Annotated in this window: 23 protein-coding genes; 13 read left to right on the forward strand and 10 right to left on the reverse strand. The window is 67.5% G+C overall.

What is annotated here, in order from left to right:
- Window positions 1-24 precede the first annotated feature (24 nt).
- Together ABL843_RS29570 and ABL843_RS29575 are read left to right on the forward strand one after the other, a co-directional pair.
- Complete coding sequence (locus ABL843_RS29570; protein WP_418118340.1) at window positions 25-699, forward strand: helix-turn-helix transcriptional regulator; 675 nt, start codon at window positions 25-27, stop codon at window positions 697-699.
- A gap of 43 nt (window positions 700-742) precedes the next feature.
- Window positions 743-1,324, forward strand: coding sequence for a superoxide dismutase (locus ABL843_RS29575; RefSeq protein ID WP_184639618.1), 582 nt, complete (start codon window positions 743-745; stop codon window positions 1,322-1,324).
- 12 nt (window positions 1,325-1,336) lie between these two features.
- On the opposite strand, the gene ABL843_RS29580 is transcribed toward ABL843_RS29575, so the two are convergent.
- Window positions 1,337-1,714: a VOC family protein gene (locus ABL843_RS29580; RefSeq protein WP_418118341.1), complete on the reverse strand. Its 378-nt coding sequence runs from the start codon at window positions 1,712-1,714 to the stop codon at window positions 1,337-1,339.
- A gap of 259 nt (window positions 1,715-1,973) precedes the next feature.
- On the opposite strand from ABL843_RS29580, the gene ABL843_RS29585 reads away from it, so the two are divergent.
- Together ABL843_RS29585 and ABL843_RS29590 are read left to right on the forward strand one after the other, a co-directional pair.
- Window positions 1,974-2,969 (forward strand): Bug family tripartite tricarboxylate transporter substrate binding protein, encoded by a 996-nt coding sequence (locus ABL843_RS29585; protein WP_184639614.1) that lies wholly within the window; start codon window positions 1,974-1,976, stop codon window positions 2,967-2,969.
- Between the two features lie 60 nt (window positions 2,970-3,029).
- The gene (locus tag ABL843_RS29590; RefSeq protein WP_418118342.1) at window positions 3,030-4,040 is read left to right on the forward strand and encodes an MBL fold metallo-hydrolase; all 1,011 of its coding nucleotides are present in this window, start codon (window positions 3,030-3,032) and stop codon (window positions 4,038-4,040) included.
- 156 nt (window positions 4,041-4,196) lie between these two features.
- On the opposite strand, the gene ABL843_RS29595 is transcribed toward ABL843_RS29590, so the two are convergent.
- The 4 genes from ABL843_RS29595 to ABL843_RS29610 all read right to left on the reverse strand — a co-directional run bounded on the left by ABL843_RS29595 (window position 4,197) and on the right by ABL843_RS29610 (window position 6,548).
- On the reverse strand, window positions 4,197-4,454 hold the full coding sequence (locus tag ABL843_RS29595) for a hypothetical protein (RefSeq protein WP_126021248.1): 258 nt from the start codon (window positions 4,452-4,454) through the stop codon (window positions 4,197-4,199).
- A gap of 19 nt (window positions 4,455-4,473) precedes the next feature.
- Entirely contained in the window at window positions 4,474-5,238 is a 765-nt protein-coding gene (locus ABL843_RS29600) for an SDR family NAD(P)-dependent oxidoreductase (protein WP_418118343.1), read from the reverse strand.
- 66 nt (window positions 5,239-5,304) lie between these two features.
- On the reverse strand, window positions 5,305-5,772 hold the full coding sequence (locus ABL843_RS29605) for a hypothetical protein (protein ID WP_418118344.1): 468 nt from the start codon (window positions 5,770-5,772) through the stop codon (window positions 5,305-5,307).
- The gene (locus ABL843_RS29610) at window positions 5,769-6,548 is read right to left on the reverse strand and encodes a Crp/Fnr family transcriptional regulator (protein WP_418118345.1); all 780 of its coding nucleotides are present in this window, start codon (window positions 6,546-6,548) and stop codon (window positions 5,769-5,771) included. The genes ABL843_RS29605 and ABL843_RS29610 overlap by 4 nt, the downstream gene beginning before the upstream one ends.
- Before the next feature lie 84 nt (window positions 6,549-6,632).
- Between ABL843_RS29610 and ABL843_RS29615 the strand changes: the two genes are divergently transcribed.
- From ABL843_RS29615 to ABL843_RS29645, 7 genes are all read left to right on the forward strand, one after another.
- Window positions 6,633-8,588: an AMP-dependent synthetase/ligase gene (locus ABL843_RS29615; protein WP_126021242.1), complete on the forward strand. Its 1,956-nt coding sequence runs from the start codon at window positions 6,633-6,635 to the stop codon at window positions 8,586-8,588.
- A 161-nt stretch (window positions 8,589-8,749) separates the two neighbouring features.
- The gene (locus ABL843_RS29620; protein ID WP_184639600.1) at window positions 8,750-9,532 is read left to right on the forward strand and encodes an ABC transporter ATP-binding protein; all 783 of its coding nucleotides are present in this window, start codon (window positions 8,750-8,752) and stop codon (window positions 9,530-9,532) included.
- 160 nt (window positions 9,533-9,692) lie between these two features.
- Window positions 9,693-10,622: a branched-chain amino acid ABC transporter permease gene (locus tag ABL843_RS29625; RefSeq protein ID WP_126021240.1), complete on the forward strand. Its 930-nt coding sequence runs from the start codon at window positions 9,693-9,695 to the stop codon at window positions 10,620-10,622.
- A gap of 164 nt (window positions 10,623-10,786) precedes the next feature.
- Window positions 10,787-11,851 carry a branched-chain amino acid ABC transporter permease gene (locus ABL843_RS29630; protein ID WP_125950549.1) on the forward strand — a complete coding sequence of 355 codons (1,065 nt, stop codon included), beginning with the start codon at window positions 10,787-10,789 and terminating at the stop codon, window positions 11,849-11,851.
- 59 nt (window positions 11,852-11,910) lie between these two features.
- On the forward strand, window positions 11,911-13,242 hold the full coding sequence (locus tag ABL843_RS29635) for an ABC transporter substrate-binding protein (RefSeq protein WP_418118347.1): 1,332 nt from the start codon (window positions 11,911-11,913) through the stop codon (window positions 13,240-13,242).
- Between the two features lie 99 nt (window positions 13,243-13,341).
- On the forward strand, window positions 13,342-14,154 hold the full coding sequence (locus tag ABL843_RS29640; protein WP_418118348.1) for an ABC transporter ATP-binding protein: 813 nt from the start codon (window positions 13,342-13,344) through the stop codon (window positions 14,152-14,154).
- 148 nt (window positions 14,155-14,302) lie between these two features.
- Window positions 14,303-15,553, forward strand: coding sequence for a phenylacetate--CoA ligase family protein (locus tag ABL843_RS29645; protein ID WP_418118350.1), 1,251 nt, complete (start codon window positions 14,303-14,305; stop codon window positions 15,551-15,553).
- Here ABL843_RS29645 and ABL843_RS29650 read toward each other — a convergent pair.
- A complete protein-coding gene (locus ABL843_RS29650; protein WP_418118351.1) occupies window positions 15,544-16,563 on the reverse strand; it encodes a hypothetical protein in 1,020 nt (339 codons plus the stop codon). The genes ABL843_RS29645 and ABL843_RS29650 overlap by 10 nt on opposite strands.
- Window positions 16,564-16,666: 103 nt before the next feature.
- Complete coding sequence (locus ABL843_RS29655; protein ID WP_418118353.1) at window positions 16,667-17,788, reverse strand: citrate synthase/methylcitrate synthase; 1,122 nt, start codon at window positions 17,786-17,788, stop codon at window positions 16,667-16,669.
- Window positions 17,789-17,876: 88 nt separating this feature from the next.
- Between ABL843_RS29655 and ABL843_RS29660 the strand changes: the two genes are divergently transcribed.
- The gene (locus ABL843_RS29660; RefSeq protein WP_418118354.1) at window positions 17,877-19,103 is read left to right on the forward strand and encodes a citrate synthase; all 1,227 of its coding nucleotides are present in this window, start codon (window positions 17,877-17,879) and stop codon (window positions 19,101-19,103) included.
- On the opposite strand, the gene ABL843_RS29665 is transcribed toward ABL843_RS29660, so the two are convergent.
- Both ABL843_RS29665 and ABL843_RS29670 read right to left on the reverse strand, forming a co-directional pair.
- Window positions 19,048-19,623, reverse strand: coding sequence for a type 1 glutamine amidotransferase domain-containing protein (locus tag ABL843_RS29665; protein WP_126021234.1), 576 nt, complete (start codon window positions 19,621-19,623; stop codon window positions 19,048-19,050). The two genes, ABL843_RS29660 and ABL843_RS29665, sit on opposite strands and share 56 nt — an antisense overlap.
- A gap of 135 nt (window positions 19,624-19,758) precedes the next feature.
- Window positions 19,759-21,225 (reverse strand): NAD-dependent succinate-semialdehyde dehydrogenase, encoded by a 1,467-nt coding sequence (locus tag ABL843_RS29670; RefSeq protein ID WP_418118356.1) that lies wholly within the window; start codon window positions 21,223-21,225, stop codon window positions 19,759-19,761.
- A gap of 242 nt (window positions 21,226-21,467) precedes the next feature.
- Between ABL843_RS29670 and ABL843_RS29675 the strand changes: the two genes are divergently transcribed.
- The gene (locus ABL843_RS29675; protein WP_418118357.1) at window positions 21,468-22,442 is read left to right on the forward strand and encodes a tripartite tricarboxylate transporter substrate-binding protein; all 975 of its coding nucleotides are present in this window, start codon (window positions 21,468-21,470) and stop codon (window positions 22,440-22,442) included.
- Window positions 22,443-22,612: 170 nt separating this feature from the next.
- On the opposite strand, the gene ABL843_RS29680 is transcribed toward ABL843_RS29675, so the two are convergent.
- Complete coding sequence (locus ABL843_RS29680) at window positions 22,613-24,727, reverse strand: PQQ-dependent dehydrogenase, methanol/ethanol family (RefSeq protein ID WP_418118358.1); 2,115 nt, start codon at window positions 24,725-24,727, stop codon at window positions 22,613-22,615.
- Between the last annotated feature and the right edge of the window lie 21 nt (window positions 24,728-24,748).

Here is a 24,748-nt window from a genome sequence, read left to right on the forward strand (position 1 = left end):
TTTTCCATGCCAGAAGCCGCCGCCATGTCCGCCCCCGATCCAAAGCCAACCTGGATGCCGCACCAGCCGGCAGACCGCATCCTCTCGACGCTCAAGACCCGCGGCGCGCTCGGCATACCCGACATCGCCAAGGTTCTCAACGTCACGGTGGAGGCGGTGCGCCAGCAGATGTCCAAGCTGGAGGCCGAGGGACTGGTCGACTCCGAGAGCCGCTCCAGCGGCCGGGGCAGGCCCACGCAGATCTGGCGGCTCACCGGGGAAGGCCACAAGCGCTTTCCCGACACGCACGCCGAGATGACGGTGCAGATGATCAGCGCCGTCATCAGCGTGTTCGGGCAGAAGGGCATGGACCAGCTCATCAACGCGCGCGAAGCCACGATGCGCACCAACTACGCCGAGGCCATGCGCGGCGCGCGCAGCCTGAAGACGCGGCTGGAGCGGCTGGCCGAGATCCGCAGCCGCGAGGGCTACATGGCCGAGTTCCGGCCCGACGAGGAGGGCCGGGGCGACGGCTTTCTCTTCATCGAGAACCACTGCCCCATCTGTACCGCGGCGCAGGCCTGCACGGGCTTCTGCCGCAGCGAACTGCAGCTCTTCAACGAGGTGCTGGGCCCCAACGTGAACGTCAGCCGCGTCGAGCACGTGCTGGCGGGCGCGCGGCGCTGCGCCTACCGGGTCGAGCCCAAGGCGGCCGCCTGAAATTTCTTTCTCCCTGCTCTTTCACCAACCCAAAGGAACCACGATGGAACACAAGCTCCCACCCCTGCCCTACGCGCTGGACGCACTGGCGCCCGAGTACTCGCAGGAAACCCTCGAGTACCACTACGGCAAGCACCACAACGCCTACGTGGTGAACCTCAACAACCTGCAGAAGGGCACCGAATTCGAGTCGATGACGCTCGAGGAGATCGTCAAGAAGTCCAGCGGCGGCATCTACAACAACGCCGCCCAGATCTGGAACCACACCTTCTTCTGGAACTGCATGAAGCCGCAAGGCGGCGGTGCTCCCACCGGCGCGCTGGCCAAGGCCATCGAAGCCAAGTGGGGCAGCTACGACGCCTTCAAGGAAGCCTTCGTGAAGTCGGCCGTGGGCAACTTCGGCTCGGGCTGGACCTGGCTGGTGAAGAAGGCCGACGGCTCGGTCGACATCGTGAACACGGGCGCAGCCGGTACGCCGCTGACCACCGCCGACACCGCGCTGCTGACGGTGGACGTCTGGGAGCACGCCTACTACATCGATTACCGCAACCTGCGCCCGAAGTTCGTCGAGACCTTCCTGGCCAAGCTGGTCAACTGGGACTTCGCAGCCAGGAACTTCGGCTGATCGATCGTTCGATCAGTCGTTGATCAGGTTCAGGATGTTCCCGTCCGGGTCCTTGAACCACGCGACCTTCATGTCGCCCATGACATGGAGGTCGCCGATCAGCTGCGTGTCGGGCATGTCGTAGTGCTCGAAGCGCACGCCCCGCGACTTCAGCGCGTCCACGACGCGTTCGATGTCGCCGTCGACCGACCACGTCACGGCCGTCGCCTGGTTGGTGCCCGCGAATTGCGAGCGGTACACATTGATGCGCGTGTTGCCGCTGCGATAGACGATGACCTCGTCCCCTTCCGCATCGACCTGGTTCAGGCCCAGCGTGTCTTCGTAGAAGCGACGGGCCACGGCGAGATCCTTCACCGCGAGATTGGCCACTGCGTTGATGTTTCCGAGCATGCGAGTCTCCTTCCAGGCCCCGCGCGCCATCGAAAATGAAGGGCGCCGAGCTTGCCAAAATTACTCAACCATGCGGTGCAGTATTTGCGTCGGACAGGGCCCTGTCAAGGCATCGGAAAATGGGGCCCCGCAAGTCGATACGTGCCCCATCGCGAATGAAGAAATCCTTCTTACGCGGCTTCCGGCACACTGCACCCCCGGTGCAGTGACCGCAGGCGACGGCTGCAACCCCCGATCCATTCCGACGAAGAGACAACCCATGATCCGCAGACATCTCGGCAAGCTGGCCACCTCGCTGGCGTTCTCGCTGGCACTCCCGCTGGCCCTTACCGCCACCGCCCACGCACAGGCCACCGCCTACCCCGCCAAGCCCGTGCGCCTGATCGTGCCCTTCCCGCCCGGCGGCGGCACCGACATCCTGGCCCGCCTGGTGGCCCAGAAGCTCACCGAGGCCAAGCACTGGACCATGGTGCCCGACAACCGCGCGGGCGCCGGCGGCACCATCGGCATCGCCGAGGCCGCGCGCGCGGCGCCCACGGGCTACGACATCGTGATGGGCCAGAAGGACAACATGGTCGTGGCGCCCTGGCTCTACAAGAACCTGAGCTACAACCCGGTGAAGGACCTGACCGCGGTAGCCCATGTGGCCTACACGCCGGTGGTGATCGTCACGCAGGCCAACTCCAAGTTCAAGACGCTCGACGACGTGGTGAAGGCCGCGCGCGCCGCGCCCGACACCGTCACCTACGGCTCGCCCGGCAACGGCACCACCATCCATCTGGCCGGCGAGATCTTCAACGGCGCCGCCAGGATCAAGATGCGCCACGTGCCCTACAAGGGCTCCAACGCGGCCATGATGGACGTGCTCGCGGGCAACGTCGACCTGATGGTGTCGTCGGTGCCCTCGGCCATGGCGCAGATCAAGGCCGGCAAGCTGCGTCCGCTGGCCGTCACCTCGGCCAAGCGCAGCACCTCGCTGCCCGAGACGCCCACCGTGGCCGAGCTCGGCTACAAGGACTTCGACGTGAGCACCTGGTACGGCATCTTCGTGCCGGCCGGCACGCCCAAGGACGTGGTGACCACGCTCAATGCCGAGATCAACAAGCTGCTGGCCACGCCCGACATGAAGGCGGCCATCATCGCGCAGGGCGCCGAGCCGCAAAGCATGACGCCCGAGCAGTTCGGTGCGCTGCTGAAGACCGACTACGAGAAGTGGAAGGGCATCGTGCAAGCCTCGGGCGCGACAATCGAATAAGACTTCGCGTCGCAGAATGGTGTCTCCAGAACAGGCCGCAACGACGGCATGGAGACACCGATGGTTCCTTCGCTTCCATTGAAGACGGCTGCCCTCGCGGCGGCCGTCGTCCTTTTCCAGGGCTGCGCGCAGACACCCGCCGCGCAGAAGCCTTCAGACGCCACCGTCGCCGCCCACGTCGCGGCAGCCACGAAGGCCGCGGGCACCGACCTCGGGCCGCTGCTGTCGCTGTGCAAGCCCGCCCCCGCCACGCGCCCGCCGCAGGAAGAGCTCGACAAGGGCCTGCCGCTGCTCATCAACAAGCCGGCACCGCCGCCCGCCAAGGCCTTCGACAACCTCTACTTCGTGGGCGCCGACTGGGTCAGCGCCTGGGCCATCAAGACCTCGGACGGCATCATCCTCATCGACGCGCTCAACAACCAGGTGGAAGCCGCAGCGCTGATCGAGGGCGGCATGCGCAAGCTGGGCCTGGACCCGGCGCAGATCAAGTACGTGATCGTCACGCACGGACACGGCGACCACTACGGCGGCGCGCCGTATCTCGCGCAGAAGTACCGCGCGCGCGTGGTGATGAGCGAGCCCGACTGGACGATGACCGAAACCAAGCTCGAATTCGCCACGCCGATCTGGGGCGCGCCTCCGAAGCGGGACATCTCGGTGAAGGACGGTGACCGCGTCACGCTGGGCGACACCACCGTCACGCTCTACCTCACCCCGGGCCACACCATGGGCACGCTCTCGCCGGTGTTCGACGTCAGCGAGAACGGCAGGAAGCACCGCGCCATGCTCTGGGGCGGCACGGGCTTCAACTTCGGCAAGGACATTCCGCGGCTGGACAACTACATCGCCTCCACGAAGCGCATGGATTCGATCGTGAAGGCGCAGAACATCGACGTGATGCTGTCGAACCACTCGAACGTCGACAGTTCGCAGGCCAAGATGGCCGCGCTGCGCCAGCAGCCTGCGGGTGCGGCGAACCCGTTCGTGATGGGCACGCCGACGGTGGAGCGTGCGCTGAACGTGATGGGCGAATGCGCGCAGGCGCAGCGCGACAGGTTCGCGATGCAGTAGCAAACAGCAGCGCCTCCCCGATGGTTTCACTCCCTCTCCCCTCGGGGAGAGGGCTGGGGTGAGGGGGTAACGGCGGTAGCGAAGGTCCCGCATCTTCCTGAGCCGCGGCCCTCACCCTAACCCTCTCCCCAAGGGGAGAGGGAACAACGCCCGAACTCAGTCAGGCACGAACTTCCTGTTGAAGACGTCCACATCCGCCGCGTCCTCGAACGTCGCCACCTGCCCCATCTTCCCGTCGCTCATGCGGCAGGCCGAGAACAGGCTGTAGCGCCCCTTGAAGCCGAATTCGTTCATCACGATCAGCGCATAGGGGTGCGGCACGAACACCTGGTGCTCGAACACGATGCGGTGCACGTTGCGCGGCGAGGGAAAGAGCTTGTACTCGCCGGTGTCGATGGCCTGGGCCGTTGCCATGGGGTCGCTCGCCTTCCGCTCAGTCGGGGTCGCGCACGTCGGCCACGGGCTTGGCGCCGAAGTCCGCGCGCGAGAGGTACTTCAGCACCTTGGCCGCGGCCGTGGCGGGGCTGTCGAGCATGCCTTCGTTCTTCATCTTCTCGAAGCGCGTGCGGTCCGGAAACTTCTCGGCCGAGGCGCCGCGCAGCTGCACCTGCATGTCGGTGTCGATCACGCCCGGCGCCAGCGAGACGATGCGCGCGCCGTTCGGCGCATTCGCCTCCTCCAGCGCCACGGCGCGCGAGAAGTGGTCCATGCCGGCCTTCGCAGCGCAGTACGGCGCCTGGCTGCCCATGGCGTTGCGGCCCAGACCCGAGGAAATGTTGAGCACCTTGCGCACGCCCCGCCATTCGCGCGTGGCACCGAGGAAGGCCGCCGTCAGCAGCATCGGCGCTTCGAGGCCGATGCGCAGGGCCAGCGACAGTTCCGACTCCACGGCGCGCGACAGCGGCGCGGGGTTACCCACGGTGCCGGCATTGTTGATGAGCGTGACGCTGTCGAAGCGCTGCGCGTCGACGGTCCTGAGCCAGGCCGAGAGGCGCTCGGCCGCGGCCACCGGGTCGGACAGGTCCTGCTCCCATTGCGTGAGCTCGGCACCGCCAGCCTTGGCCGCCTCGGCCAGCGCGGACGACTGCTTGCGCGAAATGCCGACGACCGTGTGGCCGGCCTGCAGCAGCTGCTCGGCCATGGCCTGGCCCAGGCCGCGCGAGGCGCCGGTGATGAGAGTGAGGTGGGAAGCGGTCATCTGTATGAGAACTCTTGGTTTGTGGAACGAAAGGAAAGCGCGAAGGTTAAAGGGAATCGCTTGTCCCTACTTGAACTGCTTTCTCAGGAAGTTGCGATGGCGGGCGATGTGCTGCATCTGTGCCGGCGCAACGGTGCCGCCCAGATCGACCTCGTCCGCGCCGTTGAGCACAGCATTGGCATTGGCCATGGCGCGCGCCACGACTTCTTCCTCGCTCACGCCGAGCTGCGCCGCGAGGTCGAGGGCAACGCGGCGCATGGCGCGCTGCGAGAGCATCCACATCGCGCCGAAGCGATCCCAGGCGAGCGCGGCTTCCTCGGCCTTCTCGCGGTCGGCCAGGATCTCGGCGAGCGGCTTGGCCAGCACCGCGTCGAGCGCTTCTACCTTTTCGGTGAGCGCCTCGTTGCGCTCGATGACTTCTTCCAGCGAGGGGCCGGCGCTTTCGGGCTTGGCCTTGGGTGGTTCCGGAGGCGGGATGAATGCGGCCTCGGCATTCGCGGGCACGATCTGGAGCTTGTCGGAGAGATTGGTCATGATTTTTCCGCCTGGGTTGGCGCCGGCTGGTTCTTCTTGTTCGACATCGCGGTCGCGCGCAGGCCCGGCAGGTCGAGCACGCGCAGGCCGCCGTACTCCACGCGGATCAGCCCCTGCGCCGAGAGCGCGTTCAAGGCTTCGTTCACGCGCTGGCGCGAGAGGCCGACGAGGTAGGCCAGTTCCTGCTGGGTGATTCGCAGGACTTCGCCCACGCCCGGATACAGCACCGGATTGAACAGCGACACGAGGTTGCGCGCCACGCGCGCGTCGGGGTTGTTGAGCCGGTCGATCTCGAGCGCAGCGATGAACTGGCCCAGCCGCTCGTTGAGCTGGTTCATCACGAAGCGGTTGAAGCCGATGGAATGGTCGAGCAGCCAGTGGAAGCTGTCGGTGGGCAGGCCGGCGATGAGGCTGCGCCGCAGCGCCTGGATGTTGTAGCGGTAGGGCTCGCGCTTCATCACCGTGCCTTCGCCGAACCAGCCGCCGGGCGGCACGCCGGTGTAGGTGACGGAGCCGCCGTCGGCGTTGTCGTTGCTCATCTTCAGGAGCCCCTCGACCACGCCGAACCAGTAGGTGGGCGAGCGCCCGACGCGGCAGACGAGGTCGCCGGGCTCGGCCTCGCCGACCACCAGCGCGGCCTCGGCGCGGCGCCGCTCGGCGGGCGTGAGCGTGGGCAGCCACGGAATACTTTCCAGTTCCTGCGCATTGGCTGCGCGCACCCGGTCCCTGATGGTCGAACCGCCGAGCGCGCTGTGGGTGGGATGGCCGTGAGGCATCGGGAAACTCCGGGGAGTAGTGTCCCTAGGATTGTCGTTGGAACGACAAGCGGGCGTCAAAGTGAGTCCTACGATCCGGCCACTGTGCAAACACCCGCCCCCACCTTTCCCCGTCTGCTGCTCGCGCACGCCGAGGCCCAGCCCGAAGCCCCCGCCATGCGCGAGAAGGACCTCGGCATCTGGCAAACCTGGAGCTGGAGCGCCGTGGCGCAGGAAGTGCGCGAGACCGCCTGCGGCCTCGCGAGCCTGGGCTTCAGGCCCTTCGACAACCTGGCCATCGTCGGCGCCAACCGGCCCCACCTGTACATGGCGGCGGTCGCGGCGCAGAGCCTGCGCGGCGTGCCGGTGCCGCTGTACCAGGACGCGGTAGCCGGCGAGATGGTCTTCATGCTGCAGGACGCCGGCATCGAGTTCGTGATCGTCGAAGACCAGGAGCAGGTCGACAAGCTGCTCGAATGCCGCGAGATGCAGCAGGGCAAGCAGCCCGGCATCCGCTACATCGTCTACGACGACCCCAAGGGCCTGCGCCACTACGACCAGCCCGGGCTCATGAGCCACGAGCAGCTGCGCGCGCTGGGCCGCGAGTTCGACAAGGCCAACGTCGGCTACTACGACCGCGCGGTGGCCAGCGGCGAAGCGACGGACGTGGGCGTGATCCTCTACACCTCCGGCACCACCGGCCGCCCCAAGGGCGTGTGCCAGACGCACGCGAGCTTCATCGCGGCGGGCCGTGGCGGCGTGGAAACCGACAGGCTCGGCCCCGGCGACAACATCATGAGCTACCTGCCGATGGCGTGGGTGGGCGACCACCTGTTCTCGGTGGCGCAGTGGCTGGTGGGCGGCTTCACGCTCAACTGCCCCGAGTCGTCGGAAACGGTGATGAACGACATGCGCGAGATCGGCCCGAGCTACTACTTCGGTCCGCCGCGCACCTTCGAGGGGCTGCTGACAGCCGTGTCGATCCGCATGGAAGACGCGGCGGCTCCGAAGCGCTGGCTGTACGCGAAGTTCATGGCGCTGGCGCAGCGCGTGGGCGCCGACATTCTCAACGGCGCGCCGGTGAGCATGGGCGACCGCCTGATGTACCGCCTGGGCGACCTGCTGATCTACGGCCCGCTGCGCAACGTGCTGGGCATGAGCCGCATCCGCGTGGCATACACCGCGGGCGCGGCCATCGGGCCCGACCTGTTCCGCTTCTACCGCTCCATCGGCGTCAACCTGAAGCAGTTCTACGGCCAGACCGAGACCTGCGCCTACGTGTGCCTGCAGCAGGACGGCAAGGTCAAGCTGCAGACCGTGGGCACGGCCGCGCCCGGCATCGAGCTGAAGATCGCCGAAGACGGCGAGGTGCTGGTGCGCGGCGTGTCGGTGCTCAAGGAGTACTACAAGCGCCCCGACGCCACCGCCGAGGTGCTGGACGCGAACGGCTACTTCCACACCGGCGACGCTGGCGTGCTCGACAGCGAGGGCCACCTGCGCATCATCGACCGCGCCAAGGACGTGGGCCGCCTCGTGGGCGGCGCGATGTTCGCGCCCAACTACATCGAGAACAAGCTCAAGTTCTTCCCGCAGATCAAGGAAGCCGTGTGCTTCGGCAACGGCCGCGACGAGGTCTGCGCCGCCATCAACATCGACTACGAGGCCGTGGGCAACTGGGCCGAGCGCCGAGGCCTGGCCTACGGTGGCTACGTCGACCTGGCCGGCAAGCCCGACGTGCTCGCGCTGGTGGCCGAGTGCATCGCCAAGGTGAACGCCGACCTCGCCGCCGAGGACGGCATGGGCGAGACGCAGATCGCGCGCTTCCTCGTGCTGCACAAGGAACTCGACCCCGACGACGACGAGCTCACCCGCACGCGCAAGGTGCGCCGGGGCTTCATCGCCGACAAGTACGCGGTGCTGGTCGACGCGCTCTACGGCGGCAGGAAGGAGCAGTTCATCGAGACCCAGGTCAAGTTCGAGGACGGACGCACGGGCGTGGTGAGCGCGACGCTGAAGATCGTCGAGGCGAAGCGGTTCGCGCCGTTGGGAAAGGCGGCGTGAGATGAATGCACTCGAATTCGGACAGCCGAACGCAGAAGAAATACAAAAACTACGCAGAAGTCGCAGAGGGAATCGGATGAACTTTTCATGGTCTTCTTTCGCGACTTCTGCGAAACCTTCGCGACTTCTGCGTTCGGCTGTCCGCGTCCAGGAGCCCGTCCATGGCTAGAAAAACCGGCGACGTCATCCTGGACGTGCAGAACATCTCGCTGAGCTTCGGCGGCGTGAAGGCGCTCACCGACATCAGCTTCAACGTGCGCGAGCACGAGGTGCGGGCCATCATCGGGCCGAACGGCGCGGGCAAGAGCTCGATGCTGAACTGCATCAACGGCGTGTACTGGCCGCAGCAGGGCTCCATCACCTTCCGGGGCCAGACCTTCAAGCACATGAACTCGCGCCAGGTGGCCGAGATGGGCGTGGCGCGCACCTTCCAGAACCTGGCCCTCTTCAAGGGCATGAGCGTGCTCGACAACATCATGACGGGCCGCAACCTCAAGATGAAGAGCGGCCTGTTCGCGCAGGCGCTGCGCTGGGGACCGGCCGAGCGCGAGGAGCTCGCGCACCGCGAGTTCGTCGAGCACATCATCGACTTCCTCGAAATCCAGGCGCACCGCAAGACGCCGGTGGGCCGCCTGCCCTACGGCCTGCAGAAGCGCGTGGACCTGGGCCGCGCGCTCGCGATGGAGCCGCAGGTGCTGCTGCTGGACGAGCCCATGGCCGGCATGAACGTGGAGGAGAAGCAGGACATGAGCCGCTTCATCCTCGACGTGAACGACGAGTTCGGAGCCACCATCGTGCTGATCGAGCACGACATGGGCGTGGTGATGGATATCTCCGACCGCGTGGTGGTGCTGGACTACGGCAAGAAGATCGGCGACGGCACGCCGGATGAAGTCCGGAACAACGAAGACGTGATCCGGGCCTATCTGGGTGTGGAGCACTGATGGCCGCGCACGACCGCTTCCTGTCTTGCCCCCTCTCCCGCCTGCGGGAGAGGGTTGGGGTGAGGGTCGACGGCCTCATCACAAACGGCAGCATCTCCAACGCCGCTTGCCCTCACCCCTGCCCTCTCCCGCAAGCGGGAGAGGGAGAAAGAAACTGACCATGGGCTTTTTCCTCGAAACCCTCTTCGGCGGCCTCATGGTCGGCATGCTCTATTCGCTGATCGCCATCGGCTTCGTGCTGATCTACAAGGCCTCGGGCGTCTTCAACTTCGCGCAGGGCGCGATGGTGCTGTTCGCGGCGCTGGCAATGGCGCGCTTCGCCGAGTGGTTCCCGCAGTGGTTCGGCTTCGAAAGCCAGATCCTCGCGAACATCCTGGCCTTCGTGGCGGCCATGGCGGTGATGGTTCTCGTGGCCTGGCTCATCGAGCGGCTCGCACTGAGCAAGCTGGTGAACCAGGAAGGCATCACGCTGCTGATGGCCACGCTGGGTATCGCCTACTTCCTCGACGGCGTGGGCCAGACCATCTTCGGCAACGACATCTACAAGATCGACGTGGGCATGCCCAAGGAACCGCTGATGGTGCTGGAGAACACCTTCCAGGGCGGCCTGCTGCTGAGCCAGGAAGACCTGATCGCCGCACTCGTGGCCGCGGGCCTGGTGGTGGTGCTGGCCATCTTCTTCCAGAAGACCGCCACCGGCCGCGCCCTTCGCGCGGTGGCCGACGACCACCAGGCCGCGCAGTCCATCGGCATTCCGCTCAAGCGCATCTGGGTGATCGTGTGGTCGGTGGCCGGCTTCTCGGCGCTGGTGGCCGGGATCATCTGGGGATCGAAGCTGGGCGTGCAGTTCTCGCTCTCGCTGGTGGCGCTGAAGGCGCTGCCGGTGGTGATCCTGGGCGGGCTCACTTCCATTCCGGGCGCCATCATCGGCGGCCTCTTGATCGGCGTGGGCGAGAAGCTCTCCGAGATCTATCTGGGCCCGATGTTCGGCGGCGGCATCGAGATCTGGTTCGCCTATGTGCTGGCGCTGGTGTTCCTGCTGGTGCGTCCACAGGGCCTCTTCGGCGAAAAGATCATCGATCGGGTGTGAGATGAAGAACTTCGAATACGGACAACCGAACGCGGAAGAAATACAAAAGTTGCGCAGAGGTCGCAGAAGAAAACCTCAAGATTTTCTGCATTCCTTCCGCGACCTCTGCGAGACCTTCGCGACCTCTGCGTTCGGCTGTCCGATCCCGCTTTCGACCTACTGACATGTTCTACAGAGAAAACGGCCAATTCAAGTCGAGCTACCGCGCCGACCAGCAGATCTTCCCGATCGCGCAGGACCGCCTGGCCATCCTCGTTCTGCTGCTCGTGGCCTTCGTGGTGGTGCCGCTGGGCGTGTCGGACTACTGGATGCGCGCCATCCTCACGCCCTTCCTCATTCTTTCGCTCGCCGCACTGGGGCTGAACATCCTCGTGGGCTACTGCGGCCAGATTTCGCTGGGCACCGGCGCCTTCATGGCGGTGGGCGCATACGCGGCCTACAACTTCCAGGTGCGCATCGACGGCATGCCGCTCATCGCATCGCTGCTGCTGGGCGGACTGTGCGCCACGGTGATCGGCGTGCTCTTCGGCATTCCGAGCCTGCGCATCAAGGGGCTGTACCTGGCCGTGGCCACGCTGGCGGCGCAGTTCTTCACCGACTGGGCCTTCCTGCGCATCCAGTGGTTCACCAACAATTCTTCCTCCGGCTCGGTGAGCGTGGCGGGGCTCAACGTGTTCGGCGTGCCCATCGAGTCGCCGGCGCAGAAGTATCTTTTCTGCCTGATCTTCGTCTCGGTGTTCGCGCTGCTGGCCAAGAACCTGGTGCGCAGCGCCATCGGCCGCGAATGGATGGCGATGCGCGACATGGACGTGGCCGCCGCGGTGATCGGCATCCGCCCCGTCTACGCCAAGCTCACGGCCTTCGCGGTGAGCAGCTTCATCGTCGGCGTGGCCGGCGCGCTGTGGGGCTTCGTGCACCTGGGCGCGTGGGAGCCGGCGGCCTTCAGCATCGACCGCTCGTTCCAGCTGCTGTTCATGGTGATCATCGGCGGGCTGGGCTCGATCATGGGCAGCTTCTTCGGCGCCGCCTTCATCGTGCTGCTGCCGCTCCTGCTCAACCAGCTGCCGGGCTGGCTGGGCTTCTCGATTTCCACCGCGCTGGCCTCGCACCTGGAGACCATGATCTTCGGCGCGCTGATCGTGTTCTTCCTGATCGTCGAGCCGCACGGCCTCGCGCGGCTGTGGTCCACGGCCAAGGAGAAGCTGCGGCTGTGGCCCTTCCCGCATTGACATCCAAAGGTTCCCGTTAGTCAAAACCCGGCACCGAGGTGCCCACAAAGGAGACAGGCATGAAACTGAAATCGCTCGCTCTGACCGCCGCCCTGGTGGCCGGCACCCTCGGCGCCGCGCTTGCGCCATCGATGGTCAACGCGCAGGCCAAGGAGCAGTTCTTCCCGCTGCTGGTGTACCGCACCGGCCCCTACGCACCCAACGGCACGCCCTGGGCCAACGGCAAGCAGGACTACATCAAGCTGGTCAACGCCACCGGCGGCATCAACGGCGTGAAGATCGCTTACGAGGAGTGCGAGACCGGCTACGCCACCGACAAGGGCGTGGAGTGCTACGAGCGCCTGAAGGGCCGCCCCGGTGTCGCGCTCTTCGACCCGCAGGCCACCGGCATCACCTTCGCGCTGACCGACAAGGTGCCCACCGACAAGATCCCGCTGATCACGCTGGGCTACGGCCTGGCCGCCTCGCAGGACGGCGGCGTCTTCAAGTGGAACTTCCCGCTGATGGGCTCCTACTGGACCGCGGCCGACATCCTGATCCAGCACATCGGGAAGAAGGAAGGCGGCATGGACAAGCTCAAGGGCAAGAAGATCGCCCTCGTGTATCACGACTCGCCCTTCGGCAAGGAGCCGATCCCGCTGCTGCAGGAGCGCGCCAAGCAGAACGGCTTCGAGCTCTCGCTGATTCCGGTGACCGCGCCCGGCGTGGAGCAGAAGTCGGCCTGGCTGCAGGTCCGCCAGCAGCGCCCCGACTTCGTGCTGCTGTGGGGCTGGGGCGTGATGAACTCCACCGCCCTGAAGGAGGCCGTGGCCACCGGCTACCCGCGCGAGAAGATGTACGGCGTGTGGTGGGCCGGCGCCGAGCCCGACGTGAAGGACGTGGGCGCCAACGCCAAGGGCTACCATGCGCTGGCGCTGAACACCTCGGGCACGCAACCCAAGGTGATCCAGGACATCCTCAAGCAGGTGCACGACAAGGGCCAGGGCACAGGTCCGAAGGACGAAGTGGGCTCGGTGCTCTACACGCGCGGCGTGATCATCCAGATGCTGACCATCGAGGCCGTGAAGCGCGCGCAGGAGCGCTTCGGCAAGGGCAAGGTCATGACCGGCGAGCAGGTTCGCTGGGGCATGGAAAACCTCGCGCTCGACCAGAAGAAGCTGGACGCGCTGGGCTTCTCGGGCGTGATGCGCCCGGTGAGCACCTCGTGCCAGGACCACATGGGCTCGACCTGGGCGCGCGTGCACACCTGGGACGGCGCGAAGTGGGGCGACATGTCCGACTGGTACCAGGCCGACGAGCAGATCATCAAGCCGATGGTGAAGGCCGCGGCCGACAAGTACGCGGGCGAGAAGAAGCTGACGCGCCGCGAAGCAGCCGACTGTCAGTCCTGATGCGCTGAGCGAGCGTTCCGTGGCGGCTCGCGAGAGCCGCCATTCGCAAGAGCGGCGGGCGCCACGCGCGCCGCTCTTGCGAATGCTTCGGACCACACCATGAGCGAATCAAACATCCTCCTCAACGTCAACGGCATCGAGGTCATCTACAACCACGTGATCCTGGTGCTCAAGGGCGTGTCGCTCACCGTGCCCGAAGGCGGCATCGTGGCGCTGCTCGGCGGCAACGGCGCGGGCAAGACGACCACGCTGCGCGCGGTGAGCAACCTGCTCGCGGGCGAGCGCGGCGCGGTCACCAAGGGCACCATCGAGCTGCGCGGCGAGCGCATCGAGGCGCTGTCGCCGGCCGAGCTGGTCAAGCGCGGCCTGATCCAGGTGATGGAAGGCCGCCACTGCTTCGCGCACCTGACCATCGAGGAGAACCTGATGACCGGCGCCTACACGCGCACCGACGGCAAGGCCGCGGTGCAGCAGACGCTGGAGAAGGTCTACGCATACTTCCCGCGCCTGAAGACGCGCCGCACCTCGCAGGCGGCCTACACCTCCGGCGGCGAGCAGCAGATGTGCGCCATCGGCCGCGCGCTGATGGCCAACCCGACCATGGTGCTGCTCGACGAGCCCTCGATGGGCCTCGCGCCGCAGATCGTGGAGGAAGTGTTCGAGATCGTGAAGGACCTCAACGCCAAGGAGCGCGTGACCTTCCTGCTGGCCGAGCAGAACACCAACATGGCGCTGCGCTACGCCGACTATGGCTACATCCTGGAGAACGGCCGCATCGTGATGGACGGCGAGGCCAAGAGCCTGCGCGAGAACGAGGACGTGAAGGAGTTCTACCTCGGCGTCGGCGGCGCGGACCGCAAGAGCTTCCGCGACGTCAAGAGCTACAAGCGGCGCAAGAGGTGGCTGGCCTGACTCTCCCCCAGTCTTCGCGCACTTCGTGTCGCTTCGCCAACCCCCTCGCCGGGGGCAATACCAGCGGCCCGGCAAAGCCGGTTCCGCGGTATTCCTGAAAGAGCATGTTGAGCGCCTTGAACCGAACTGAAAAATGAAGGGTACGGACATGACCGACCACTACGACAAACTCGAGATCCGAGACCCCGCCGAACGCGAGCGCGACCTGCTGGCCGCGCTGCCGAAGCAGATCGCGCAGGCGCAAACAGCCGCGCCCGCCTTCGCGAAGATCCTCGACGGCGTGAAGCCCACCGACATCACCACGCGCGAGGCGCTCGCGAAACTACCGGTCACGCGCAAATCGGAATTGCTCGAATTGCAGAAGGCACGGCGCGCGGACGACCCCTTCGGCGGTTTCTCGACGATCGTGCGCGGCCCGCGCATGCCGCGCGTGTTCGCGAGCCCCGGCACCATCTACGAGCCCGAGGGCGAGGCGCGCGACTACTGGCGCACCGCGCGCGCATTGCATGCGGCGGGTTTTCGCGGCGGCGAGCTCATCCACAACAGCTTCAGCTATCACATGACGCCCGCGGGCTCGATCATGGAAAGCGGCGCGCGCGCCATGGGCTGCACCGTTTTCGCGGGCGGCACCGGCCAGACCGAGCAGCAGCTCGAGGCCATGGTCGACCTCAAGCCCGAGGGCTACGCGGGCACGCCCAGCTTCCTGAAGATATTGCTGGAGAAGGCCGAGGAGAAGAGCGTCAAGCTGCCATCGCTCACCAAGGCGCTGGTGTCTGGCGAGGCCTTCCCACCGAGCCTGCACGACTGGATCGCCGCGCGCGGCGTGAAGGGTACGCAGTGCTACGCCACCGCCGACCTGGGCCTCATCGCGTACGAGACCAGCGCGCGCGAAGGGCTGGTGCTCGACGAGGGCGTGCTGGTGGAGATCGTGCGCCCCGGCACCGGCGACCCGGTGCCCGACGGCGAAGTCGGCGAGATCGTCGTCACCACCTTCAACTCCGACTACCCGCTGGTGCGCTTCGGCACCGGCGACCTCTCGGCGGTGCTCGCGGGCACCTGCCCCACGGGCCGCACCAACAAGCGCATCAAGGGCTGGATGGGCCGCGCCGACCAGACCACCAAGGTGCGCGGCATGTTCGTGCACCCGTCGCAGGTGGCCGAGATCGCGCGGCGCTTTCCCGAAGTGCAGCGCGCGCGCCTCGTCGTCTCGGGCGAGATGGGCGACGACAGGATGACGCTGCAGCTCGAATGCGCGGGCGCCGCGCCCGAGGGGCTGGAAGCGCGCGTGAGCGCGGTGATCCGCGAGGTGACCAAGCTGCGCGGCGAGGTCGTCGTCGTGGGCGCGGGCTCGCTGCCCAACGACGGCAAGGTGATCGAGGACGCGCGCAGCTACAAGTAGCGGCGGTAGAAGCCGCGCGTCGCGGCGCGCGTGAGCAGCACCGCGAGCAGCGTGTAGACCAGCACGAGCGCCAGCGCGAAGCCGACGAGGCTGCCCGCGCTGTTGAAGCCGTGCAGCCAGACCGCCAGCGCCAGCCAGGCCAGCGCAATGGCGATGCAGCCGATCTGCACCAGGGCGAAAGCCAGCACCGACGCCGCCACGGCCCTGAAGGGCCGCACCCTCGAAAGGCCCGCCGTCGCGCCCAGCCAGCCGCCCCAGAAAGCCAGCGCGAAGGCGGCCAGCGGCGGCACTACCCATGCCACCAGCAGCCCGGCGCCGTCCAGGCCTTGCGACACGGAACTCCAGCGGCTCAGCGCCGCGCCGCTCCACATCTGCAGCGACGCGAACACCGACGCCCCCACCAGCGCCACCGCGCGGCGCGGCGAAGAGGCCGCGGGTACGTCATCGCTCCGCATACCCGAGGCATCGGCACGGCCGGCCCTCAGCGCGAACCATGCCGCGCCCCACACGCCGAGCACCAGCACGATCAGCTGGGCCACGGACTGCAGGAACATGAACACCGGCATCGCCGCGCGCATCGAGGTGTCGCCCAGCGATTCGTGCAAGCGCCCGCCCGGCATGAAAAGCAGCTGCAGGTCGTAGAGCAGCGGGCTCAGCGCGTAGAAGTTCAGCAGCAGCACCACGACGTATGCCGCGCCGTAGCGCACGCGCGGCTGGGGCAGCCGTGCCACGCTGTCCACGCCGCGCTTTTCGAGCGCATTGCGCCCGTGGCTCCAGGCCAGCGCGGCCGCCAGCACCCAGGCCATGCCGATGCTGAACACCATCGGGACCCACACGCCCGGCAGCGCATAGGCGCTGCGCAGCTGCTCGGCGTTGGGCGAGTCGGGCCAGAGCTGCAGGGTCATGTTGACCAGCACCATCACGGCGTCGATGGCCACGGTGATGAGCGCGAAGTCGCACGGCAGGCGCAGTGCCTGCCGTGCTTGCGGATGGGAAGAAGTCGCCGTCATGGAAGAGATACTTTCGCCTTTCACGACGCATGGCGCGGCCGGCGCGGCCGCGTCATGCGGAAAAGGCGAGCGTATCGGATGACGGCGGGTGCGCCCTGTAGGCTCAGTGCGCGAGTGCGGCCTCGCCCGATTCCTCCGGTGCAGGCCCGACGTAGACCGACTGCGGACGGATCAGCCGCCCCTTCTTCACCTGCTCGCGCGCATGCGCCACCCAGCCGCTCACTCGGCCCGCCGCGAACACGCAGGTGAAGCTCTCGCGGCCGAAGCCCAGCGCTTCGAGCAGCAGCGCGGTGTAGAACTCCACGTTGGTCTCCAGCGCACGGCCCGGCTTCTTCTCGCGCAGGATGGCGAGCGCGGCCTGCTCGGCGGCTTCGGCCAGCGCGAAGCGCGCGGCGTTCACGCTGCCTTCCTCGCCGAGCCTGCCGAGCGCGCCCTTGAGCGCATCGGCGCGCGGATCGCGCACGCGGTAGATGCGATGGCCGAAGCCCATCAGCCGCTGGCCGTCGGCCACGGCCTGCTCCAGCCATGCGCGCGCGTTGGCGGCAGTGCCGATGGCATCGAGCGCATCCAGCACCGGGCCGGGCGCGCCGCCGTGCAACGGCCCTTTGAGCGCGCTGACGCCCGCGAGCACCGCCGATGCGAGACCCGCGCCTGTCGATGCGACCACGCGCGCCGCGAAGGTCGATGCGTTGAGGCCGTGGTCGCACACGGTGACGAGGTAGGTGTCGAGCGCGGCGCTTTGCGCGGGCGTGGGCGCACGGCCATGCAGCATGCGCAGCATGTCGGCGGCGTGCGGCAGCGCCTCGTCCGGCGCGAGCGCCGGCACGCCCAGGCGCCAGCGCATCACGGCGGCGGTGTAGACGGCCGGCGCGGCCACCAGGCGCAGCGCGGTCGGCAGGTCGTCGCCATCGGGAAGCCGAGCCATCAGCGCGCGCACGGCCTCGATGGGCGGCATGCGGCGCAGCTGCGCATCGTCGTTCGGCTGCAGCAGCTCGAAGGCCTCGCGGCGCGCGCGGCCGAGGGCGCGGCGCAGGGCCGAGGCGACGGGCAGCGTGTCGAAGAAGCCTTCGAACAGCAGGCCCACCACGTCTTCATAGCGCCAGCGCTGCGCGATCTCGTCGAGCTCGTGGCCACGGATCACCAGCCGGCCGGCCTCGCCGTCCACCTCGGACAGCACGGTATGCGCTGCCACCACGCCTTCGAGGCTGCCGTCATCGTTGTTCATCGCTCTTTGCTCCTGGGTTGTCACGATGACGTCGATTCTGGTCCGATGGATATTGACGTCAATCTTGATCTATTCTGTCAACATGACCATGAAGAGAAGCACGCCCCTGTGGCTGCCGGCCACCGAGGCGCTGGAGCTGATGCAGGTGCGTCCGCAGACGCTCTACGCGAGCGTGAGCCGCGGCCGCATCCGCGCCAAGCCCGATGCGGCGGATCCGCGCCGCAGCCTCTATCACCGCGACGACGTGCAGCGCATCGCGGCGCGCGCGAGGGGCCGGCGCAGTGTCGAGACGGTGGCGACCGAGGCGATCCAGTGGGGCGAGCCGGTGCTGGCCTCTGCCGTATCGACGGTGGCCGAAGGGCGGCTGCTGTATCGCGGGCAAGATGCCTGCGTGCTGGCGGAGCAGGCCGCGCTGGAGGATGTGGCAGGGCTGCTGTGGGAAAGCACGCCACCGCGCTTTCCTGCTTCGGCCGCATCCGCTGCTTCAGGCAACGCACCGCTGCAGGCCGGCCTGCTCGCGCTCGCGGCGCGCGCCGCCACAGACCTGCCATCGCGCGGCCGCTCGCGCAGCGTGCTGCAGGCCGAGGCGGCGGGCGCGATCGGCGCGCTGGCCGATGCGATGCTGGGCACCACGCCTGCCGCGCGCGAGATGCCGCTGCACATGCGGCTCGCCACGGCGTGGCGCCGGCCGCGCGCCGCCGACGACCTGCGCCGCGCCCTGGTGCTGCTGGCCGACCACGAACTCAACGCTTCGACCTTTGCCGCGCGCGTGACGGCATCGACCGGCGCGTCGATGGCGGCCTGCCTGCTCACCGGCCTCTCGACGCTGACCGGGCCGCTGCATGGCGGCGCCTCGGCAGCGGTGCAGGCGCTGATGCACCGTGCGTCGGACATCGGCGCCGAGGCCGCGGTGCGCGAGTGGCTCGCGCACGACCGGCCGCTGGCGGCCTTCGGCCATCCGCTCTACCCGGGCGGCGACGTGCGCTGCGGCGCCCTGCTCGCGAACATCGAGCTGCCGCCCGCCTTCGAGGAATTGCGTGGCATCGGCGAGAGACTGCTGGGCGAGGCCGCGAACATCGATTTCGCGCTGGCCGCCCTCGCTGCCGTGCACAGGCTGCCGCCGGGCGCGGCGCTCACGCTCTTCGCGCTCTCGCGTACCGTCGGCTGGACCGCGCACGTGCTGGAGCAGCAGGCCACGGGGCAGCTGATCCGTCCGCGAGCCCGCTACACGGGGCCGATGCCCGGCGCGGCCGAAGAGATCAGTGAGCCGCGGTTTCCCGCGCGAGCGCGAAGGCCTTCGTCATCTCGCGGTTGAAGGCGGGGAGGTCGTCCGGCTTGCGGCTGGTGACGAGGCTGCGGTCGACCACGACTTCCTCGTCGGTCCACTTCGCGCCGGCGTTCTTCAGATCGGCATGCAGCGAGGGCCACGAAGTCATCTTGCGGCCCTTGACGCCGCCGGCATCGATCAGCGTCCAGGGTCCGTGGCAGATCGCCGCGATGGGCTTGCCGGCCTCGACGAAGGCACGCACGAAAGCGACGGCCTTCTCGTCGATGCGCAGCGCGTCCGGGTTCACGACGCCGCCGGGCAGCAGCAGTGCGTCGAAGTCGTCGGGCCTCGCATTCTTCAGCGGCACGTCGACGGGGAAGCTGTCCGCCGGGTCGTGATGGTTCCAGCCGCGCACGCGCCCGACGGGCGAGACGATCCGCGTCTGCGCGCCGGCGAGATCGAGCGCCTTGCGCGGCTCGGTCATCTCGACCTGCTCGAAGCCGTCGGACACGAGGATGGCAACCTTCATTCCGTCCAGCGAGGATGACGATGTGGTGGTGTTGGGCATGGGTTGAATCTCCTTCAAAAGCCCTTCACCCTAGGTCCGGCATGCGCCGGCCGCATCGTCCGGCGCCGGCTCCGCCTGTCGGACAGTTCGACGGCCGGCAAACTTCCTTTACGAAGAATGTGCAGCCGCTTGCTGCTACTTGTCGATCCCCGCGAGGCAGACGTACTTCACCTCGAGGAAATCGTCGAGCCCGTACTTCGAGCCCTCGCGGCCGAGCCCCGACTGCTTCACGCCGCCGAAGGGCGCTTCGGCCGTGGACACGAGCCCCGTGTTCACGCCCACGATGCCCGACTCCAGTGCCTCGGCCACGCGCATGATGCGGCCGATGTCGCGCGCGTAGAAATACGAGGCCAGGCCGAACTCGGTGTCGTTCGCGGCGGCGATGGCTTCCTCCTCGGTGTCGAAGGCGAAGATCGGTGCGAGCGGCCCGAAGGTTTCTTCGCGCGCGAACAGCATGCCGGCGGTGGCGCCGCCAATCACCGTGGGCTCGTAGAAGAGGCCGCCCAGCGCGTGGCGCTTGCCGCCGGTGAGCACCTTGCCGCCCTTGGCCACGGCGTCGGCCACGTGCTCCTCGATCTTCTCGACGGCCTTGGCGTCGATCAGCGGCCCCTGCGTGACGCCGGGCGCGGTGCCGTCGCCCACCTTCATCGCCTCGACCTTCGCCACCAGCTTGCGCGTGAAGTCGTCGAGCACGCCGCGCTGCACGTAGATGCGGTTGGCGCACACGCAGGTCTGGCCGGTGTTGCGGTACTTGGAGACCATCGCGCCCTCGACGGCCGCATCCACATCCGCATCGTCGAACACGATGAAGGGCGCGTTGCCGCCCAACTCGAGCGAGAGCTTCTTGATGGTGTCGGCCGACTGCTTCATCAGCGTGCGGCCCACCTCGGTCGAGCCCGTGAAGGTGAGCTTGCGCACGACGGGGTTGCGCGTCATCTCGCCGCCGATCTTGCTGGCCGAGCCGGTGAGCACCGACAGCAGCCCCTTGGGCACGCCCGCGCGCTCGGCCAGTTCGGCGAAGGCCAGCGCGGAGAACGGCGTCTGCGTGGCGGGCTTCACCACCATCGCGCAGCCGGCAGCGAGCGCGGGGCCGGCCTTGCGCGTGAGCATGGCGGCGGGAAAGTTCCACGGCGTGATGGCGGCCGTCACGCCCACGGGCTGCTTGAGCGCGAGGATGCGGCGGTCGGCCTGCGGCGCGGGAATGGTGTCTCCGTACACGCGGCGCGCCTCCTCGGCGAACCATTCGATGAACGAGGCTGCGTAGGCGATCTCGCCGCGGCTCTCGGCCATGGGCTTGCCCTGCTCGGTGGTCATGACGAGCGCGAGGTCGTCCACATTGGCCAGCATCAGGTCGTTGAGCCTGCGCAGCACGGCGCAGCGCTCCTTGGCCGGCACCTTCGCCCACGCACGCTGGGCAATCTCGGCGGCGGCGATGGCGCGCGCGGTCTCTTCGGCGCCGCACATCGGCACGGTGCCGATCTGCTGGCCGTTGGCCGGGTTGGTGACGGCCACGGTCTCGCCGCCGTCGGCGTCGGCCCATGCGCCTGCGATGTAGGCCTGCTGGCGCAGCAGGGTCGGGTCTTTGAGCTGGATGGTCTGCATCGGTGGTGGTCTCCTGGTGTCGGGATGGATGAGGGGGCCTGCAGGACGAGAGGACCACGCCGGCGGCACCGCCGCAAGCGGCCCACCGCAAAACCCGTTCGCGAGGCCCGGGTTTGCGAGCCCCGCCATGCGCCCCGCCGAGGTGCGCAAGACGGCCTTTGGCTAAGGGCTATTCGCTATAGGTCAGGCCCTGGTCAGCCCTTAAGATCGCGGCGTTTTTATTCCCCCCTTTCGGAGACGACATGAAGAAACTGTTCGCCCTCGCGGCGATTGCCGCCGCGGCCGTCGGTGCACACGCCCAGGACTTCCCCGCGGGCAAGACCGTGACGCTGGTGGTGCCTTTCGCCGCCGGCGGCCCGACCGACCGTGTCGCGCGCGATCTGGCCGAAGCCATGCAGAAGACGCTGGGCACCACCATCGTGGTGGACAACACCGCCGGCGCTGGCAGTTCCATCGGCACCGCCAAGGTGGCGCGCGCCAACCCCGACGGCTATACCCTGCTGCTGAACCACATCGGCATGTCGACGATGCCGGCGCTCTACCGCAAGCTGCCCTTCAACGTCGAGAACGACTTCGAGTACCTGGGCATGGTCAACGAAGTACCGATGACGCTGATCGGCAAGCCCGGCCTGCCGGCCAACAACTACAAGGAGCTGACGAGCTGGATCGCGGCCAACAAGGGCAAGATCAACCTCGGCAACGCCGGCCTGGGCGCCGCCTCGCACCTGTGCGGCCTGCTGTTCCAGAGCGCACTGAAGGTCGAGATGACGCCGGTTCCCTACAAGGGCACCGCACCGGCCATCGCCGACCTGCTGGGCGGCCAGATCGACCTGCTGTGCGACCAGACCACCAACACCACGTCGCAGATCGAGGCCAAGAAGGTCAAGGCCTACGCCGTGACCACCAGCAAGCGCCTGACCACCCCCGCGCTGAAGGACCTGCCGACGCTGGACGAGTCGGGCCTCAAGGGCTTCGAAGTGACGATCTGGCACGGCGTGTACGCGCCCAAGGGCACGCCCGCGCCGGTGCTGAAGAAGCTCAACGAAGCCATCAAGGCCGCGATGAAGGACCCCGGCTTCATCAAGCGTGAAGAGGCGCTGGGCGCGGTGATCACCACCGACAAGCGCACCGAGCCGGCGGAACACAAGAAGTTCGTCTCGGCCGAGATCGCGAAGTGGGGGCCGATCATCAAGGCCGCCGGCGTCTACGCCGATTGACCTGGTTCGCCCCCAGGCTGCGCGCACTTCGTGTCGCTACGCCAACCCCCTTCCGGGGGCAACACCTGAGGCCCGGCGAAGCCGGTTCCTCGGTGTTCCTGGAATTGACAGATTGAAGCCGCTGTCCTTTGGGACGGCGGCTTTCTTTTTTGTTGGTGCTGCTGCGTCCTCTACTTCGGGCGGATGGCGTCGGCGGTTCCCTGGATGAAGGCCTTGATGCTCTCGATGTCGTCGTTCGAGAGCTTGCCCGTGAAGTCGGGCATGCCGCGCGACATGGCCGGGCCCTTGAGCACGAACTTGTCGAGGTTCTCGATGTAGGCCGCGTCCATGTAGCCGAGGTTGGGGATGTTGCCGCCGCGGTCCACGCCCGGCACGCCGTGGCAGAACACGCAGTTGCTCACGTAGAGCATGGTGCCGGCCTGGACCTTGGCGGGGTCGTACTTCACGCCCTGCACCAGCTTGTCCATGCGGTACTGCACGAACTCGGGCATCTTGGCGGTACCGCCCACCGCGAAGGTGTAGACCGTGCCCGGCCCCTGCCGCTCGGTGGCGCGCTGCGCGAGGCCGTAGACGCCGCCCCAGCCCACCGCGACCGACACGTACTGCTTGCCGTCGACCATGTAGGTCGATGGCGCGGCAACCACACCGGTGCCGGTGGGCGTTTCCCAGAGCTTCTCGCCGGTCTTCGCGTTGTAGGCCAGCAAGCGGCCATCGGCCGTGCCCTGGAACACGAGATTGCCGGCGGTGGTGAGGGTGCCGCCGTTCCAGGGCGATGCGTAGTCCACGCCCCAGGCTTCCTTCTGCGCCACCGGGTCCCAGGCCACGAGGCGGCCGAAGGGCTTGCTCTTGGGAGGCTCGGCGTTGGCGAACTTGCCCAGGTTCCAGCCCAGGCCCGAATGCGGACGGCCGGGCACGTTCTCGTCGAACTTCCAGTCCTTGTCGTCCATGAGGTTGATCGGCACATGCTGCGCGGGCAGGTAGGCGAAGCCGGTCTGCGGGTTGAACGACATCGGATGCCAGTTGTGCGCGCCGAAGGGCCCGGGGATGCTGTCGCCGGGCTTGGTGGCGTCGCGCGCGGCGGCGATCTCGATGGGGCGGCCGTTCCTGTCGTAGCCGGTGGCCCAGTTGACCTCGACGAAGTTCTTCGCCGAAATGAACTTGCCGTTGGTGCGGTCGATGACGAAGAAGAAGCCGTTCTTCGGCGCATGCAGCAGCACCTTGCGCTGCTTGCCGCCGATCTTCACGTTGGCGAGGATCATCGACTGCGTGGAGGTGTAGTCCCAGTTGTCGCCGGGCGTCTCCTGGTAGTGCCACTTGTACTTGCCGGTGTCGGGGTCGAGCGCCACCACCGAGCCCAGGTAGAGGTTGTCGCCGCCCTTGGGGCTGCGCGCCTTGTGCGACCAGGGCGAGCCGTTGCCGGTGCCCACGTACATCAGGTTGAGCTCGGGGTCGAAGGCGAAGCTGTCCCAGGCGGTGCCGCCGCCGCCGGCCTCCCAGTACTTGCCACTGGGGTCCCAGGTCTTGGCGGCGCGCGCCATCGACTCGTCCTCGAAGGGCTTGCCCGGGTCGCCCGGCACCACGAACCAGCGCCACTTCTGGTCGCCCGTCTTCGCGTCGTAGGCGGTGACGAAGCCGCGCACGCCGTATTCGGCCCCGCCGTTGCCGATGATGACCTTGCCCTTGAACACGCGCGGCGCGCCGGTGATGGTGTAGCTGCCCTTCTGGCCCTCGATGGTGTTCTTCTCCCAGACCTTCTGGCCGGTGGCGGCATCGAGCGCGATCAGGCGCCCGTCGTAGGCCGCCACGTAGACCTTGCCCTCGTAGATCGCGACGCCTCTGTTCACCACGTCGCAGCAGCCCCTGAAGCCCTTGGACCTGTCGACCTGCGGATCGAAGGTCCACAGCCGCTGGCCGGTGCGCGTGTCGATGGCGTGCACCACGCTCCAGGAGGCGGTGATGTACATGATGCCGTCCACCACCAGCGGCGTGGCTTCGACGCCGCGCGTGGACTCGAGGTTGTACGACCAGACCAGCCCCAGGTCCTTCACGTTGCCGGCGTTCACCTGGTCGAGCTGGCTGAACCGCGATTCCGAATAGTCCAGGCCCACGCTGGGCCAGTCCGGCGTCTTCTTCTGCGCGGCGTTGGCGCGGATGAAGCCGCCGTCGACGCGTTTCGTGGCGGCTGCCGCGCGGTCCTGTGCGTTCTGGGCCGTGGCTGCGGTGGTGGCGCCCAGGCACAGCAATGCGCCGGCGAGCACGAGCAGCCCGGAGTGTGTTTTTTTCATCGCAGGTCTCCTTTGTGCGCC

Origin of the sequence: Variovorax sp. 350MFTsu5.1 (assembly GCF_048302515.1) — a bacterium.
Taxonomy (GTDB): domain Bacteria; phylum Pseudomonadota; class Gammaproteobacteria; order Burkholderiales; family Burkholderiaceae_C; genus Variovorax; species Variovorax guangxiensis.

What these genes read in the sequence shown, in the direction of transcription:
- ABL843_RS29600 (WP_418118343.1), bottom strand. Translation starts at nt 5,238, where the DNA reads ATGACCGCTTCCCACCTCACTCTCATCACCGGCGCCTCGCGCGGCCTG.
- ABL843_RS29580 (WP_418118341.1), bottom strand. Translation starts at nt 1,714, where the DNA reads ATGCTCGGAAACATCAACGCAGTGGCCAATCTCGCGGTGAAGGATCTC.
- ABL843_RS29630 (WP_125950549.1), top strand. Translation starts at nt 10,787, where the DNA reads ATGTTCTACAGAGAAAACGGCCAATTCAAGTCGAGCTACCGCGCCGAC.
- ABL843_RS29625 (WP_126021240.1), top strand. Translation starts at nt 9,693, where the DNA reads ATGGGCTTTTTCCTCGAAACCCTCTTCGGCGGCCTCATGGTCGGCATG.
- ABL843_RS29675 (WP_418118357.1), top strand. Translation starts at nt 21,468, where the DNA reads ATGAAGAAACTGTTCGCCCTCGCGGCGATTGCCGCCGCGGCCGTCGGT.
- ABL843_RS29605 (WP_418118344.1), bottom strand. Translation starts at nt 5,772, where the DNA reads ATGACCAATCTCTCCGACAAGCTCCAGATCGTGCCCGCGAATGCCGAG.
- ABL843_RS29650 (WP_418118351.1), bottom strand. Translation starts at nt 16,563, where the DNA reads ATGACGGCGACTTCTTCCCATCCGCAAGCACGGCAGGCACTGCGCCTG.
- ABL843_RS29670 (WP_418118356.1), bottom strand. Translation starts at nt 21,225, where the DNA reads ATGCAGACCATCCAGCTCAAAGACCCGACCCTGCTGCGCCAGCAGGCC.
- ABL843_RS29595 (WP_126021248.1), bottom strand. Translation starts at nt 4,454, where the DNA reads ATGGCAACGGCCCAGGCCATCGACACCGGCGAGTACAAGCTCTTTCCC.
- ABL843_RS29660 (WP_418118354.1), top strand. Translation starts at nt 17,877, where the DNA reads ATGAAGAGAAGCACGCCCCTGTGGCTGCCGGCCACCGAGGCGCTGGAG.
- ABL843_RS29570 (WP_418118340.1), top strand. Translation starts at nt 25, where the DNA reads ATGTCCGCCCCCGATCCAAAGCCAACCTGGATGCCGCACCAGCCGGCA.
- ABL843_RS29620 (WP_184639600.1), top strand. Translation starts at nt 8,750, where the DNA reads ATGGCTAGAAAAACCGGCGACGTCATCCTGGACGTGCAGAACATCTCG.
- ABL843_RS29635 (WP_418118347.1), top strand. Translation starts at nt 11,911, where the DNA reads ATGAAACTGAAATCGCTCGCTCTGACCGCCGCCCTGGTGGCCGGCACC.
- ABL843_RS29655 (WP_418118353.1), bottom strand. Translation starts at nt 17,788, where the DNA reads ATGAACAACGATGACGGCAGCCTCGAAGGCGTGGTGGCAGCGCATACC.
- ABL843_RS29590 (WP_418118342.1), top strand. Translation starts at nt 3,030, where the DNA reads ATGGTTCCTTCGCTTCCATTGAAGACGGCTGCCCTCGCGGCGGCCGTC.
- ABL843_RS29645 (WP_418118350.1), top strand. Translation starts at nt 14,303, where the DNA reads ATGACCGACCACTACGACAAACTCGAGATCCGAGACCCCGCCGAACGC.
- ABL843_RS29680 (WP_418118358.1), bottom strand. Translation starts at nt 24,727, where the DNA reads ATGAAAAAAACACACTCCGGGCTGCTCGTGCTCGCCGGCGCATTGCTG.
- ABL843_RS29610 (WP_418118345.1), bottom strand. Translation starts at nt 6,548, where the DNA reads ATGCCTCACGGCCATCCCACCCACAGCGCGCTCGGCGGTTCGACCATC.
- ABL843_RS29585 (WP_184639614.1), top strand. Translation starts at nt 1,974, where the DNA reads ATGATCCGCAGACATCTCGGCAAGCTGGCCACCTCGCTGGCGTTCTCG.
- ABL843_RS29665 (WP_126021234.1), bottom strand. Translation starts at nt 19,623, where the DNA reads ATGCCCAACACCACCACATCGTCATCCTCGCTGGACGGAATGAAGGTT.
- ABL843_RS29575 (WP_184639618.1), top strand. Translation starts at nt 743, where the DNA reads ATGGAACACAAGCTCCCACCCCTGCCCTACGCGCTGGACGCACTGGCG.
- ABL843_RS29640 (WP_418118348.1), top strand. Translation starts at nt 13,342, where the DNA reads ATGAGCGAATCAAACATCCTCCTCAACGTCAACGGCATCGAGGTCATC.